The 13,353-nt window shown below is 65.5% G+C and carries 14 protein-coding genes; 3 read left to right on the forward strand and 11 right to left on the reverse strand.

What is annotated here, in order from left to right; all coding sequences use genetic code 11:
* Positions 1-47: 47 nt before the first annotated feature.
* Positions 48-1,835: a penicillin-binding transpeptidase domain-containing protein gene (locus tag ACWEKR_RS01375; protein WP_452352763.1), complete on the forward strand. Its 1,788-nt coding sequence runs from the start codon at positions 48-50 to the stop codon at positions 1,833-1,835.
* Positions 1,836-1,937: 102 nt separating this feature from the next.
* On the opposite strand, the gene ACWEKR_RS01380 is transcribed toward ACWEKR_RS01375, so the two are convergent.
* The 6 genes from ACWEKR_RS01380 to ACWEKR_RS01405 all read right to left on the reverse strand — a co-directional run bounded on the left by ACWEKR_RS01380 (position 1,938) and on the right by ACWEKR_RS01405 (position 8,811).
* Positions 1,938-2,942 carry a hypothetical protein gene (locus ACWEKR_RS01380; protein WP_452352764.1) on the reverse strand — a complete coding sequence of 335 codons (1,005 nt, stop codon included), beginning with the start codon at positions 2,940-2,942 and terminating at the stop codon, positions 1,938-1,940.
* Between the two features lie 122 nt (positions 2,943-3,064).
* The gene (locus ACWEKR_RS01385) at positions 3,065-6,013 is read right to left on the reverse strand and encodes a beta strand repeat-containing protein (protein WP_452352765.1); all 2,949 of its coding nucleotides are present in this window, start codon (positions 6,011-6,013) and stop codon (positions 3,065-3,067) included.
* Between the two features lie 332 nt (positions 6,014-6,345).
* Complete coding sequence (locus tag ACWEKR_RS01390) at positions 6,346-6,651, reverse strand: hypothetical protein (RefSeq protein WP_159838936.1); 306 nt, start codon at positions 6,649-6,651, stop codon at positions 6,346-6,348.
* The gene (locus tag ACWEKR_RS01395) at positions 6,648-7,085 is read right to left on the reverse strand and encodes a hypothetical protein (RefSeq protein WP_452352766.1); all 438 of its coding nucleotides are present in this window, start codon (positions 7,083-7,085) and stop codon (positions 6,648-6,650) included. The genes ACWEKR_RS01390 and ACWEKR_RS01395 overlap by 4 nt, the downstream gene beginning before the upstream one ends.
* Positions 7,082-7,303: a hypothetical protein gene (locus ACWEKR_RS01400; protein WP_452352767.1), complete on the reverse strand. Its 222-nt coding sequence runs from the start codon at positions 7,301-7,303 to the stop codon at positions 7,082-7,084. The genes ACWEKR_RS01395 and ACWEKR_RS01400 overlap by 4 nt, the downstream gene beginning before the upstream one ends.
* Positions 7,304-8,073: 770 nt before the next feature.
* Positions 8,074-8,811 (reverse strand): IPT/TIG domain-containing protein, encoded by a 738-nt coding sequence (locus tag ACWEKR_RS01405; RefSeq protein WP_452352768.1) that lies wholly within the window; start codon positions 8,809-8,811, stop codon positions 8,074-8,076.
* A gap of 835 nt (positions 8,812-9,646) precedes the next feature.
* Between ACWEKR_RS01405 and ACWEKR_RS01410 the strand changes: the two genes are divergently transcribed.
* Complete coding sequence (locus ACWEKR_RS01410; protein WP_452352769.1) at positions 9,647-9,949, forward strand: hypothetical protein; 303 nt, start codon at positions 9,647-9,649, stop codon at positions 9,947-9,949.
* A 77-nt stretch (positions 9,950-10,026) separates the two neighbouring features.
* On the opposite strand, the gene ACWEKR_RS01415 is transcribed toward ACWEKR_RS01410, so the two are convergent.
* A complete protein-coding gene (locus tag ACWEKR_RS01415) occupies positions 10,027-10,401 on the reverse strand; it encodes a hypothetical protein (protein ID WP_195083872.1) in 375 nt (124 codons plus the stop codon).
* On the opposite strand from ACWEKR_RS01415, the gene ACWEKR_RS01420 reads away from it, so the two are divergent.
* Positions 10,388-10,567, forward strand: a complete 180-nt coding sequence (locus ACWEKR_RS01420; RefSeq protein ID WP_195083871.1) for a hypothetical protein — start codon at positions 10,388-10,390, stop codon at positions 10,565-10,567. The two genes, ACWEKR_RS01415 and ACWEKR_RS01420, sit on opposite strands and share 14 nt — an antisense overlap.
* Before the next feature lie 10 nt (positions 10,568-10,577).
* Here the strand turns inward: ACWEKR_RS01420 and ACWEKR_RS01425 are convergent, their stop codons facing one another.
* The 4 genes from ACWEKR_RS01425 to ACWEKR_RS01440 form a co-directional block, all read right to left on the reverse strand.
* Positions 10,578-11,348, reverse strand: coding sequence for a hypothetical protein (locus tag ACWEKR_RS01425; protein WP_195083870.1), 771 nt, complete (start codon positions 11,346-11,348; stop codon positions 10,578-10,580).
* Positions 11,345-11,665 (reverse strand): hypothetical protein, encoded by a 321-nt coding sequence (locus tag ACWEKR_RS01430; protein ID WP_452352770.1) that lies wholly within the window; start codon positions 11,663-11,665, stop codon positions 11,345-11,347. Before ACWEKR_RS01430 ends, ACWEKR_RS01425 begins: the two co-directional genes overlap by 4 nt.
* The gene (locus tag ACWEKR_RS01435; RefSeq protein WP_452352771.1) at positions 11,665-12,327 is read right to left on the reverse strand and encodes a hypothetical protein; all 663 of its coding nucleotides are present in this window, start codon (positions 12,325-12,327) and stop codon (positions 11,665-11,667) included. The genes ACWEKR_RS01430 and ACWEKR_RS01435 overlap by 1 nt, the downstream gene beginning before the upstream one ends.
* Positions 12,328-12,580: 253 nt before the next feature.
* Complete coding sequence (locus ACWEKR_RS01440; RefSeq protein WP_452352772.1) at positions 12,581-13,348, reverse strand: ESX secretion-associated protein EspG; 768 nt, start codon at positions 13,346-13,348, stop codon at positions 12,581-12,583.
* Between the last annotated feature and the right edge of the window lie 5 nt (positions 13,349-13,353).

The following is a 13,353-nucleotide window of genomic DNA, read 5'->3' on the forward strand; positions in this document are numbered from 1 at the left end:
GAGTGCCGCAGGCGTTTGCCCGGCAGTCACTATTACGATCGGTCCCGATGTGGACTCGGATGCTTCTCTCGCTCGCCGTCGCGGCCTTCACGGTGGCCGCCGCCGGTTGTGCGAGCGAGCCGCAAGGGCCTGTTCCCGCCGCGGACGCATTCGTCAAAGCGTTCGCCGAGCACCGCGTGAGCGCCGCCGCCGGGCTCACCAATCTGCCGGAGAAGGCAAGCGCCGCATTGCGTTCCGCATGGGACCAGCTGCAAGCCGAACAGCTCACCGCGCGCACCGGCGCGGCCCGCGTCACCGGTGACACCGCGACCGTCGACTACACCTACGAATGGCGGCTGCCGAAGAACCGGACGTGGAAGTATTCGGGCCAGTTGCAGATGGGGCGCAGCAACGGACGCTGGATGGTCCGCTGGACCTCGTCCGATATCCACCCCAAACTCGGCGACACCCAGACCATGGTGTTGCGCTCCAATCCGCCGCCGCGCGCGCGAGTCAACGAGCAGTCCGGCAGCGACGTCATGGTGCCAGGCAAGGTGTCGCGGGTCGCGTTCGTCGCGGCCGACGCCGCCGATCCGGGAAGCGTGGCCACGGCGTTGGCCGCGGCACTACACCGTTTCGACAAGTCGCTGACGCCGGAGTCGATTCTCGATGAGGCGAAGGCGGCCCGGGGCGCCTATACGGTCGCGCTGCTCAACGAGGTCGAATCCGGCCAGGTGACCACCGATCTCATCGGGCTGCCCGGCGTCACGGTGACCCAGCAGTGGGACCTGGTCGCCACCGATCGGGATTTCGCGCCCGATCTGCTGACCCAGGTGCGCAAAACGGTGATCGCGGAGGTGGACGGCAAGGCGGGGTGGAGCGTGGTCACCGTGAACGCCAACGGCGCCGACACCGACGTGCTGCTGGACGTGCCCTCGCAACCCGCGCCGTCGTTCTCGCTCAGCGTCGACCGCAACGTGCAGAACGCCGCCCAGCGCGCCGTGCAACCTCGGACCGAGCAGACCATGATGGTGGTGCTGCGCCCGTCCACCGGCGCGATTCTGGCGGTGGCCCAGAACAAGGCCGCCGACCGGGACGGTCCGCTCGCGACGATCGGCCAGTACCCGCCCGGCTCGGTGTTCAAGACGGTCACCGCGGCCGCGGCCATGGCGAATGGCCTCGCGACACCCGATACGGTGCTGCCGTGCCCGAGCCGCATCGTCATCGGCGAGCGGACCATTCCCAACTACAACTTGTTCACCGTCGGGAACGTGCCGATGTCCACGGCCTACGAGCGATCCTGCAACACTTCCTTCGCCAAACTCGCCAGCGAGCTGCCTGGTCCCGCGTTGCACGACACCGCGGCGAAGCTCGGTGTCGGACCCACCTATTCGGTGGTGGGGCTGCCGACGACCTCCGGCGCGGTGCCGTCCGCCGACGACCTGATCCAGCGCACCGAGGACGGCATCGGTCAGGGCAGAGTGGTGGTCAGCCCGTTCGGCATGGCGCTGATGGCGGCGACCATCGCGCACGGCTCGGCCCCGGTGCCGTACCTGATCGCGGGGCGGCCCACGCAGATCGAGGGTGACCGCCCGGCGCTGGCTCCCGATGTCATCGAAGGGCTGCGCACGATGATGCGCCAGGTGGTCGTCGGCGGCACGGCCGAGCGGATCGCCGATCAAGGCCCGGTCTACGGCAAGACCGGTGAAGCCGAAGTGGACGGCGGGTCGCACTCCTGGTTCGTCGGCTTCCGTGGCGATCTCGCGTTCGCCACGCTGCTCGTCGAAGGTGGCAGCTCGGACAATGCCGTCGCGGTGACACGCGACATGCTGGCGGCACTGCCTCCCGGATACTGATGCGCTGCCGACTCGGAACAGCGCGTGCCCTGGTACGGAACGTCGCGGGACCGAACTCGGAACGGTGCACGCACACCGATCCGAGTCCGGCGGAGCGGCCGGTCATTCACCGGCGGCCGACTCGATCAGCAGATGCTCCAAGCTGATCGTGTGGTCGGCGTACTCGTCGACACCGATGACCGCGACGAAATCCCGATCACCGGCCCGTTGCTGCAGCGACCCCCATGAGTTGGCGAGATACCAACCGGCTCCGGCGGTGCCGCGTGCACCCAGACCGCCGCAGTACATCCGATATCGGCCGGGATGCCGATCGGCGTCGGGGCGTACCCGGGCGACTATGCCGATGTTGCGGTCATCGCCGGAGTTGTAGCTACTTCCGTCGGCCAGCCGCAGGTACACGGTATGGGCACGGTCTTCCGCAGTGCTGTCCCACAGGGTGAACAGCGGACGCTCGGCGGTGTCCAGGTACCGGCGAAGGCAGTCGTTGCCGCTGAGCCCGAAGCTGATGTACGGGCGGTCGCGGTGGACGACGTGATCGCGGTCGCTGCGGACGTCGACCGGGATGCTGGTGTGGCGTTGCAGGAACGACAGCACGTACAGCAATCCACGAAGCTCGTTCTCACCCACTACGGATGGAACGTCGTATCGCGCCGGGAACACGCTGCCCTGCTTGTCGAACACCCGGTGCCCGCCGATGCCGGCCGCCCGAAGCGCTTCCACCGAAGGCCGTGCCAGCTCGAACACCGGATACACCAGCGTCGTTCCGTTGGTGGTCATCTCGGCGCCGAGGAACGCCTCGAGCGAGGCATCGGCGCCGGAGAAAACCGTCTCGTGCGAACGGAGCTCGGCGGGTGTGGAGTTGGCCATCTGAAACAATCCCTCCACGGTCCAGCCCGGAAACATGCGTTCCAGCACCCGGCAGTGATAGTCGCGCGGAAGTCCGATCATGCGTCCGGACAACCACTGGTAGTACTGCGCCTTCGCAGGCCCATGCCCGGGCGGGATGGGCGGATCCAGGCGCGCCGCGCACCTGTCGTACGCGGCCAGAAAATCGTGATGACTCTTGAGATGCCGCTCCGCCAGCAGCATCTTCAGTACGGTCGCCAACGAAACCCCCTTACCCCTGCAGCCTCCGTCCACGGTGACGGAGACTCATGTCGTATTCGCTCAACCGCGACGAAACCGGGCCGTCGGCGAAATGCCTGCCGACGGCCCGGCCGCTTCAGCCGTCAGATGTAGGTGAAAGCAAGACCATTACTGGTGCCTCCCGAAGTGGTGACGGTGAGTTGTACGGTTCCCGTCCCGGCGGGTGTGACCGCCGTGATCTGGAGCGCGGAGTCGACGGTGAACGACGCCGCCGGTGTACCGCCGAAATCGACCGAGGTGGCTCCGAGCAGGTTCGTGCCCGCGATGACGACCGTTGTCCCGCCTGCGGCAGGCCCCACATTCGGCAGCGCCGTGACGAGTGTGGGAACGCCCAGATAGGTGAAGGCGACGCCGTTACTGGTTCCTCCTGCCGTAGTCGCGGTGACTTGGACGGTGCCGGTACCGGCGGGTGCGACGGCGGTGATCTGTGTATCGGAGTTCACGGTGAACGAGGTCGCCGGTGTGCCGCCGAAATCGACCGCGGTGGCGGTGGACAGCCCCGTCCCGGTGAGGACGACGATCGTCCCGCCGGCTTCCAATCCCACATTCGGAAGCACCGTGGTGAGAGTGGGAACCGGAATGTAGGTGTAGGCCACGCCGTTGCTGGTTCCGCCCGCGGTGGTCACGGTGAGTTGCACCGTGCCGGTTCCGGCGGGTGCGACGGCGGTGATCTGGGTGGCGGAGTCGACGGTGAACGAGGTCGCCGGTGTGCCACCGAAATCGACCGCTGTGGCTCCGGTCAGCCCCGTCCCGGTGAGGACGACGATCGTGCCGCCCGATGCCAAGCCCACATTCGGCACCGCCGCCGTCAGCGTGGGAACCGCGATGTAGGTGTAAGCGAGGCCGTTGCTGGTTCCGCCGGAGGTGGTGGCGGTGACCTGCACTGTACCTGTCCCTGCGGGTGCGACGGCGGTGATCTGCGTATCCGAGTTCACCGTGAACGAGGTCGCCGGCGTGCCGCCGAAATCGATCGCTGTGGCTCCGGTCAGCCCGGTCCCGGTGAGGATCACTGTCGTACCACCCGACGCCGGTCCGACATTCGGAAGCACCGTGGTGAGGGCGGGAACCGGGATGTAGGTGTAAGCCACACCGTTGCTGGTTCCGCCCGCGGTGGTCACGGTGAGTTGCACCGTGCCGGTTCCTGCGGGTGCGACGGCGGTGATCTGGGTATCGGAATTCACCGTGAACGAGGTCGCCGGTGTGCCGCCGAAATTCACTGCCGTGGCGGTGGACAGGCCCGTGCCGGTGATGACGACGGTCGTCCCACCGGCCGCCAATCCGACGTTCGGGACCACCGCGGTGATCGCGGGGACCGCGATGTAGGTGTAGGCGATGCCGTTGCTGGTTCCGCCCGCGGTCGTGACCGTGACTTGCACGGTGCCGGTTCCGGCGGGTGCGACGGCGGTGATCTGGGTGGCGGAGTTGACCGTGAACGAGGTCGCCGGTGTGCCACCGAAATCGACCGCTGTGGCTCCGGTCAGATTCGTGCCGGTGATCACGACCGTTGTGCCGCCCGACACCGGGCCCACGTTCGGGACCACCGCGGTGATCGCGGGGACCGCGACATACGTGTAGGCGACGCCGTTGCTGGTACCACCGGGAGTGGCCACGGTGACCTGAACGGTGCCGGTTCCGGCGGGTGCGACCGCGGTGATCTGGGTGGCGGAGTTGACCGTGAACGAGGTCGCCGGTGTGCCACCGAAAGTGACCGCTGTGGCTCCGGTCAATCCGGTTCCCGTGATCACGACGGTTGTGCCGCCCGATACCGGGCCTACGTTCGGAACCACCGCGGTGACGGTCGGAACCGGGATGTAGGTGTAGGCGACGCCGTTGCTGGTTCCGCCCGCGGTCGTGACCGTGACTTGCACGGTGCCGGTTCCGGCGGGTGCGACGGCGGTGATCTGGGTGGCGGAGTTGACGGTGAACGAGGTCGCCGGTGTGCCACCGAAAGTGACCGCTGTGGCGCCGGTCAGGTTCGTTCCGGTCAGGATCACCGTCGTCCCGCCCGCAGCCGGCCCCGAACTCGGAACCACCGTGGTGAGCGTGGGAACCGCGACGTAGGTGTAGGCGACGCCGTTGCTGGTACCACCGGGAGTGGTGACCGTGACCTGCACGGTCCCTGTTCCGGCGGGTGCGACCGCGGTGATCTGGGTGGCGGAGTTGACGGTGAACGAGGTCGCCGGTGTGCCACCGAAAGTGACCGCCGTGGCGCCGGTCAGGTTCGTTCCGGTCAGGATCACCGTCGTCCCGCCGGTCACCGGTCCCGAGCTGGGAGCGATGCTGGTCAGTGCGGGGACCGCCGCATAGGTGTAGGCGACGCCGTTGCTGGTGCCGCCCGAGCCGGTGACGGTGACCTGCACGGTGCCTGTCCCGGGTGGCGCGATGGCCGTGATCTGGGTCGGCGAGTTGATCGTGAAAATCGTCGCGGTGCTGCCGAATCGCACGGTCAGCGGGCCGGTGAATCCGGTGCCGGTGATGGTGACGCTGTTCCCGCCCGCGGTCGGACCCGAGGTCGGCGAGATGGACGTGATCGTGGGGACCACGACGTAGATGTAGGGCACGGCGCCGCTGGTGCCGCCCGGACCGGTGACGGTGACCGGCACGATTCCGGTTCCGGCCGGGGTGACGGCCGTGATCTGCGTGTCGGAGACCACCGTGAACGAAGTCGCCGGTGTACTGCCGAACGTGACCGCGGTGGCGCCGGTGAAGCCGGATCCGGTGAGCGTGACGGAAGTTCCGCCCGCGGTGGACCCCTGGTTCGGAGTGATGCTGTTCAACGCGGGAACAGCGAGATAGGTGTAGGCGACTCCGTTGCTGGTCCCGCTGGAGTCGCTGACGGTGACCTGCACGGTACCGACCGAACCGGCGGGAGCGATGGCCGTGATCTGGGTGGCGGAGTCGAGAGTGAAAGTGGTCGCGGTGCCGCCGAACCGTACGGTCGTGGGACCGCCGAATCCGGTGCCCGTGATCGTGACACTCGTTCCCCCGGTGCTCGGTCCCGAAGTCGGGGACAGAGAGGTGATGGTAGGCATGACGCTGCCTCCTTTTGCCGTGGTTATTGTTCCTCTGTACCGGGGGGCGCCCGATCTTCCAGTGGCCCGGCTGTTTCCATCACACCCCGCGATCGGGGGCCTGGCAATGTGTCTCGCAATCCGTTTTGGTCCGTTTTCGGACCGGTGGCGGTGTGGGCACTTGCCCGGAAAACGCCCTGGCAGCCGTTGCGCCAGCAGCCTTTTCGGCGGCGTCGAGGCGCCGCCGAAGATTTGCGGTCCGAAGAGGGTCACCGAAGGCGCGGTTGGCCGCGAATGTTCGGCGACCATCGGGGAACGCCCTGCTGTCCCGCTCGGCAGACGTCCGGTTCGGTTCACAAGAACAGTTCGGGCGGGTCGTCGAATTCGATGCCCGCCTGTCGTGCGCGCGTCACCATTTTCCGATCCCACTCCCGATGCACCCGCAGCGCCATGCGGAACTCGCCCATCTGCTCGGACATCTGCTGTGTCTGCGAAATGGCCAAGTCGCTCAATACTTTCGCGGCGTCGGCCTTCGTCTTCGTCATATGGGCGTCGACGTCGCCGCGCTTGAACCACGCCGTCACGGCCGCCGACAGCACCGACGAACTGGCGATGAGCACCAGCGCCGCGAAGACCGGTGACTGCTGGATGAGGTTCATGACGCCTCCCGAATCTTCACCGCGTGCAGCGTCCGGACGTCCTGCAGCACCTGTCGGCGCTTCCAGAGGAACGCGACACCCAGGGCGATCGGCAGCGGACCGCCGAGAACCGTGGCCGGACCGAGGGTTCGGTGCTGGATCTGCAGCAGCAGCAGTTGCGCGCCGAAGGCCACCAGGGACCAGCCGAGCGCTCCTAAGCCGACTTGCTCGACCAGATAACCCCAGACACGCCGGGCTAACAGGCCGACCAGCGTCGCCAGGCAGCCGATGAGCATCAGAACGAGCCACAGCGTGCGAAATCCCGCGGGCATGGCCGCGGTCGCCGAAGCCGGCGGTGGGCCGTAGACGCAGTGCAAAAGCATCGAGACACCGAATACGGCGCACAGCACCACCTCGAAGGGATCGTGGCGTGTTTTGTTCTTCTGGGCCCTCATGCGGGTTCACCGCTATCCGGTGGCGCCGGGCTCACCCGGCGGCGCGCCGATTCGACTGCGGGCAAGCCCAGTGCCGCCGCGACGATCGCGAGGACGAACCCCGAGAGGTCGGCGGAGACGACGCCCTTGGTGACGCCGTAGCCGATCAGCGCTACCAGCAGTGGGTACAGCAATGCGCGAACGGGCTCGCTGTGCAGGATGGTGATCACCTTGTTCATCGGTTCTTCCCTTTCTTCTTCGGTATCGACGGTGCTGTCGGCCGATGCCGGAGCCCGCCGTCTGAAAACCCACCGTTGGGTTTGTTTAGAACACGATCCGGCCTGGTGTTCGGACGGTGTCGTGTCGTTGAAGTGCCTCCCGGGCCGTGGAATCTAGGCGAACCCGTATGCGTCCGTGGAAGCTTCGTGGCGCGTTGCCGCGGCCTGCGCCGGAGCGGCGCCGATTACCGGAATGTCGATTGCCGCCGTGACGCGTCGAGTCCGCGAGTGGTGTCCCGCCGAGGGGTAGAGGAAGGTAGGCATGACACTGCCTCTCTGTTTGCTGGTTCCTCTGTACCGGGGTGCGCGACGCTGGTGGCGAACCGGTTAACTCCGTTATGCCCCAGGATCAGCGGGTCGGCAACGCGACGGATGATCCGTTTTTGTCCGTTTTCCAGATTGTTGCCACGTATTGACCAGGCGGAGGTGAGATCCGGTCCGGCCGCATCGTCCGGCCCTGCCGCAGTGTGGTTCTCGCCGGTGCGGCGAGCCGAATTCATCCGCTCCGTCTCGGAGTTGGCCTTCGGTACGGAAACCACACGTGCGCAAAGTCTGTCGAGATCGTGCCGGTTCGAGTACGGGCAGCCGGTTTCGGTGCCCGAGTCCGCCGGCTGCCACCTATGCGCGGTTTAGTCGGCACCTTCGGGCGACGGGCCTTGCGCAGTAACCTCGCACACGACGCGATCAGGCCGCCGCCGGAAGCTCCGGCAGCGGCCCGATCGCTGTCTCGATCAGACGTAGGAGTACGTGACGCCGTTACTGGTACCGCCGGACCCGGTGACGGTCACCTGCACATCGCCCGCCGCGTGGGCCGGCGCGACGGCGGTGATCTGGAGAGCGGAGTCGACGGTGAAAGTCGTCGCGGTGCTGCCGAACCGCACGGTGAGCGGACCGGTGAACCCGGTGCCGGAGATCGTGACGTTGTTTCCGCCCGACGTGGGCCCCGAAGTCGGCGTGAGCGCCGAGATGGTGGGCACCACGACGTAGGTGTAGGTGACCCCATTGCTCGTGCCACCCGGAGCGGTGACGGTGACCGAGACGATGCCCGTGCCCGCCGGAGCGACAGCCGTGATCTGCGTGTCCGAGTCGACGGTGAACGACGTCGCCGGTGTGGTGCCGAAAGTGACCGCGGTGGCGCCCGTCAGCCCCGACCCGGTGAGCGTGACCGTGGTCCCGCCGGCGGTGGACCCCTGGCCGGGCGCGATGGAACTCAAGGACGGAACGGCGAGATAGGTGTAGGTGGCTCCGTTGCTGGTCCCGCTCGAGTCCGAGACCGTCACCTGCACCGGGCCCGCCGACCCCGCCGGAGCGATGGCCGTGAGCTGAATCGCGGAATCGATGGTGAAAGTCGTTGCCGTGGACCCGAAACGCACGGTCAGCGGGCCGGTGAATCCGGTACCGGTGATCGTGACGCTGGTGCCTCCCGTGGTCGGGCCCGAGGTCGGGGTGAGAGAAGTGATGGTGGGCACGGCGATGCCTCCTGGTTCCGTAGAGATTGTTCCTCTGCACCGGGGAGGGCGCCCCGACTCACTCAGTGACCCGGCACTTTCCATTAGGGCCCCGCGCCGCTACCTCGGCAATAATCCACCCACTCCGTTTTTGTCCGTTTTCTCCAGCGGTGCCCTTGTGAATCATCGCTGGGCTCATACTGCCTCGGCCGCCGGAAGGATGCACCGCAGCAACGCCGCCACCTCGTCCGGCGCTTCGAGCGGTCCGCAATGTCCCGTCTCGAGTTCCATCAACTCCACCAACCGTGGGAGTTGGCGGCCGCGGCCGGGCCGTCCCGTCGCCGAGGCGCCGAGGCGCTGGCCGCGATTCGGGAGAGCTCAGCGAGCAGGCGCGAACGGTGCGCCGGGGTGATGCGGTCGGCGATCACCAGTGCTGGCACGGGTGAGGGCGCGAGGGTCGATGCTGGTCGCTATGCGCACCAGCATGGAGCCGTAGGCCACCCCCGGCCGCGAGCAGATGTCGCGGCGATGATCTCGTCCAGACGGAGGGATACTCCGCGCCCGGCGCTCTTCCCGACAGCCGCGGTCCGTACCGCCAGTGCCGCAGCGGGAGGCGACGCGGCGGCGGCAGTCCGGCCAAAGGGGAGGGCGACGGTCCCGCGAAATCCGTCGGCACCTGCTGGGGGCGGTAAAGTGGGCCCAGTCGTGCTGTCGGAGCACGTTGCGTCCGAGGGGGATTCATTGACCGCGACAATCGGTGCGGAATTCGATGTGCGGGGCTGGTCGGCCTCCGTTGAACTGCCACGGATGCACGGCTCGGTCGGACCAGTCGACCCGCGCGGGTAGGAGAGCAAGCGTGAACGGTCAGCCGCCATCGCTTCCGGCGGGCCCAGGTCCGGTGCTCGACGCCAGGGCAGTGCTGAACGGAATCGTCGACATGCGCACCTACCGGCGCAAGTATCTGGTCGTCTGCGCGCAACCCCGGCGAGGTCTCGCCTGGGATGCGGGCCTGCTGAAAGCCAACCACCAGGCGAGTTTGTCGACGCTGACCTCCTGCGTCGAATGGCTGGACATCCACTTCGGCTGGGAACTGGTGAGCGTCTTCACCCGCCAGGTGGACAAGTACTACATCCATCACGCGATGCTCCGGCGTCAATAGCGAACAGCAGCCGGATGTTTTGAGCAGCGATCCCTCAAACGCATCGCAGCTGGGTGACGCGCATGGTCCGCGTGGTGTCACGGCACGTCGTAGATCTCCCACCTCGCGAGTTCTGCCTCCGGAGATGGAGTGCCGTCCCATGGATGCGCTTGGAAGTCGTGGTCCACCAGATATGCTCGGTACTTTACTTTCGCGGAGCCGGTGTCGGTGACGTACAGGGTTCCTGTGCGAGCCCCCAATTCACTCTTCTTCAAAGCGTGGGCAACAGTGGTTGCTATCGGCCGAAGTCCATCGGGATTCTTCGACGCTGGTACACAGAGATGAACCAAGACTATAGCGCTACCATGTTTGTCGGCGGCAATTCCGAAGTTCACATCGAAGAGGTTGACCTCGGGCGGGAGCCGCAGTGCATCCGCGAATTTCGCCAGCTCTGGGTCTTTGATCTTCAGCATCGGCAGGCAACTGTCGATTTTCCTGGGTGTAGTTGACGCTGCCACCGTACTTGTCGTGATCGGACTGATGTCGGTGTCCGGTGTCGACCCGCAGCCGAGCGGGGTGCAGGCGATGGCTATCGCCGCAATGGTCGAAGTACACCGAATCAATCGCCGGGCGGTGTGATGTGGCGAGATCATTTGACTACCAGCTCCCATAGCTTCGGGTCCTCGAACGTGTTGGAGACCGAACTCGGCCACGTGTTGTTCGGCAGCCCGCGCGGGTTGTTCCTGAGATTCTTGAGTTCGTTCGCCGCGATTCCCTGCTCTTGCAGATTCCCGAGTGCTGCGGTGAACAGATCCGCCATCGTGGTGAGTGCCTGGCCAGCTAGTTGTCCGACAACGCCGGCAGCCTCCAACGCCCCGACTATCTCGGCGATATCGACGATCAACTCGACAATCTTGGCGTAATATCCAACGATGCCTTTGACGATCTCGGTGTAGAGCGCATGTCCGCTTCTGGCCAAGGAAATCAACTGATCGTGTACCTTGTCACATAAATCTGCGGTGGTGGCCATCGCCTGCTGTTGGCTCGTCCGGGACGCGCTGTAACGATCCTTCGCGGCTCCTGTCCAATGCCCGTCCAGGCTGATGACAGGATTCGATTGTGCGTTCTCTGCGCCACGTACCGTTGAGGCTACCGCTTGCCAGTCGGCCGCGTACTGGATAAACAGGTAGGGCGCGGCAATTCCCTCGCCGATCTCGACGAACTTGTCCATCACCTTCTTGAGTTCTACCTGTGCGTCGTCGCGCTTAGAAGTCACCAGCGCATAGAGCGGCGGCGCCTTCCACTTCAAGCCGTCTACTGCGTCGTTCAGCTTGCTCGGAAGATTGTTCCAATCATCCCACGCCTTCTTGAAGTCGCCGATTGATTTGTCCAGGTCTTCCTTTTTGAGCGTTTCGGTCATATGCTGAAGTCCACATCTAATTTGTTGAGGTCGCCTTCGATCGCCTCGTCCTGACTTCTGTAAGTGGCCGCCGCTCGGTGCAATGCGACACCCATTTCGGTGGCCTCGGTGCCGCCTTCTCGGAGGCGATCCTGGATATAGGCGGCGGTCTGGGTGTACTGAACCCAGGTTATCTGGAAGATTCCGAATTGAATCCTGGAGAACTTCAGCGGCTCTATTTGATCCGCGGCATTATAGAGCGCCTGATCCACGGTGTCGGTCCAAGCTTTCGAAGCTTGTTCGAGAAGGTCCAGTTCTACGGATAGATTGTCGGCCATCAGATCTCGTTTTCGGTCAGTTTTCGAATGTGCTCGGCAAGGCGCTTGGAGACCTCGGCCTCTGATTCTCGATCGAGATAAGGATCTCTGGCTAAAACCGGCTTCATTGCGCGAATTTGATCGGCGCATGCCACGATGTCGTGGGCGATCGTGAAAGGTTCGGCAGCCTGCGCCCATCGCGGATCGAGTCGGATGGCTGTGATCCTTCTTTCATTCGCCGTCACGGTGAGCGCAGGCTCGTCGGATTCGGTCAATCCGGGGCCGTGTGCCTCGTACGTGACGGGACCTATCAGGCGTGCGAAGGTCTCCTGGTATTCGTGAGTGTCTCGCGTTTGCAGAAGCGCAGGGGCGACATCGTGCAAGGATGGCATCGTCGATTTCGGAATCGACCCGGACTCGGCATAGCGAATCTGCCGTTCATAGAGGGCGTATTTGTATGCGGTCATGATGCTCTCCGCATATTGCGACGGCTCCCAGCTGTCCTTCCAGCTGCGACTGAGTTTCACTTCGGTGGGCAGGCAGTCTTCACCTACTCTCACCGATATCAGCGCGGATTTCTGTGGCAGCGCGAATGTGTCGCTGTCGATACCGGTCGCGACGCTATCTTGCTCGGCATCCGCCGAATTAGTGTGCCGTCGGCCCCCGTCATCGGGGTGGGTCATCCCAATAATCCCGGTCGTCCCATGGAGGTGGCGTGTGTGCCGTCACTTGTCCGCTTTCGAACTCGACAGCGCCCGATGCCCGGCAAGCCGCCGTTTACCGCACTCTGCGGGTGGGATACTCATACTGGCGAAACCTCCCCTCTCGGCGACCTGTCGACAATTCGAGCAGGCCGATCAACTCCCCATTGGGTTCCCGACACTACCGGCGGTACGGGCCATCGGCAAGCGGCTGCGCAATGAGTTGGTTACGCGCCTACCAACTTTCGGGGCGGGCGGCTTCGAGGGCTTGGGTGATCCAGGTGGTGAAGTGGGTGGTCAGGTCGGTGGGGGTGGTGGGGCGGATGGTGATGTGGTCGGTGCGGTGTTCGGTGTAGCGGCCGTCGGTGGAGATGTCGTGCCATTGGAGGACTTTGGTGGGTTTGGTGTGGGTGTGCAGGGGGGCGGTGATGAGGACTGCGGTGCCGCCGCCGTCGACGGGGCGGCCGAGGAGGCGTTGGTATTGCTCGCGGGGGGTGTTGCGGGCGTTGTCCTGGAGGTAGGTGTCGCGGCGGGGGGCCAGGTCGTCGGGGTGGAAGGTGGCGGGTTTCTCCGTTCCGGGCGTGCAGGCGGGGATGGCGTTGACGAGGCGTGCCGGGAGTTGTTCGGCGGGGAACAGGCGCGCGCGGATCGGGCCGTGTTCGTGTTGATTGCCCGCTTGGCTGAGGACGACGGCGCGGTAGCTGTCGCGTGCGCCGAGGATTCGGTACTCGCGGATGTCGTGGGGGCCGGTGCTGTTCTTGTGCTTGCAGGTGCCGCCGAGGATCTCGATCCGGAGATGGGAGTCGCCCAAGGTGCGGAAGGCCGCGCCGATCTCGTCGAGTTCGTCCGCGGAGTAGCGGTCCCACACGGCGGCGCGGTGGGCGGCGAAGTCGTCGCGGAAGGCGAAACGGCTGGTGTAGCGCAAGGGGCTGGGGATGCGATCGTGTGCGTCGCCGTACCAGAGAGCGGCGAAGTCGTCCGGTTCCCAGGTCCATTCAGCCATGTGAG

This window comes from Nocardia sp. NPDC004573 (assembly GCF_053602135.1).

Excerpts from the sequence above, each read along its gene's own strand:
- ACWEKR_RS01385 (WP_452352765.1), bottom strand. The coding sequence starts at position 6,013 with ATGCCTACCATCACCTCTCTGTCCCCGACTTCGGGACCGAGCACCGGG.
- ACWEKR_RS01390 (WP_159838936.1), bottom strand. The coding sequence starts at position 6,651 with ATGAACCTCATCCAGCAGTCACCGGTCTTCGCGGCGCTGGTGCTCATC.
- ACWEKR_RS01425 (WP_195083870.1), bottom strand. The coding sequence starts at position 11,348 with ATGACCGAAACGCTCAAAAAGGAAGACCTGGACAAATCAATCGGCGAC.
- ACWEKR_RS01430 (WP_452352770.1), bottom strand. The coding sequence starts at position 11,665 with ATGGCCGACAATCTATCCGTAGAACTGGACCTTCTCGAACAAGCTTCG.
- ACWEKR_RS01435 (WP_452352771.1), bottom strand. The coding sequence starts at position 12,327 with ATGACCCACCCCGATGACGGGGGCCGACGGCACACTAATTCGGCGGAT.
- ACWEKR_RS01440 (WP_452352772.1), bottom strand. The coding sequence starts at position 13,348 with ATGGCTGAATGGACCTGGGAACCGGACGACTTCGCCGCTCTCTGGTAC.
- ACWEKR_RS01400 (WP_452352767.1), bottom strand. The coding sequence starts at position 7,303 with ATGAACAAGGTGATCACCATCCTGCACAGCGAGCCCGTTCGCGCATTG.
- ACWEKR_RS01395 (WP_452352766.1), bottom strand. The coding sequence starts at position 7,085 with ATGAGGGCCCAGAAGAACAAAACACGCCACGATCCCTTCGAGGTGGTG.
- ACWEKR_RS01415 (WP_195083872.1), bottom strand. The coding sequence starts at position 10,401 with ATGCTGAAGATCAAAGACCCAGAGCTGGCGAAATTCGCGGATGCACTG.
- ACWEKR_RS01375 (WP_452352763.1), top strand. The coding sequence starts at position 48 with ATGTGGACTCGGATGCTTCTCTCGCTCGCCGTCGCGGCCTTCACGGTG.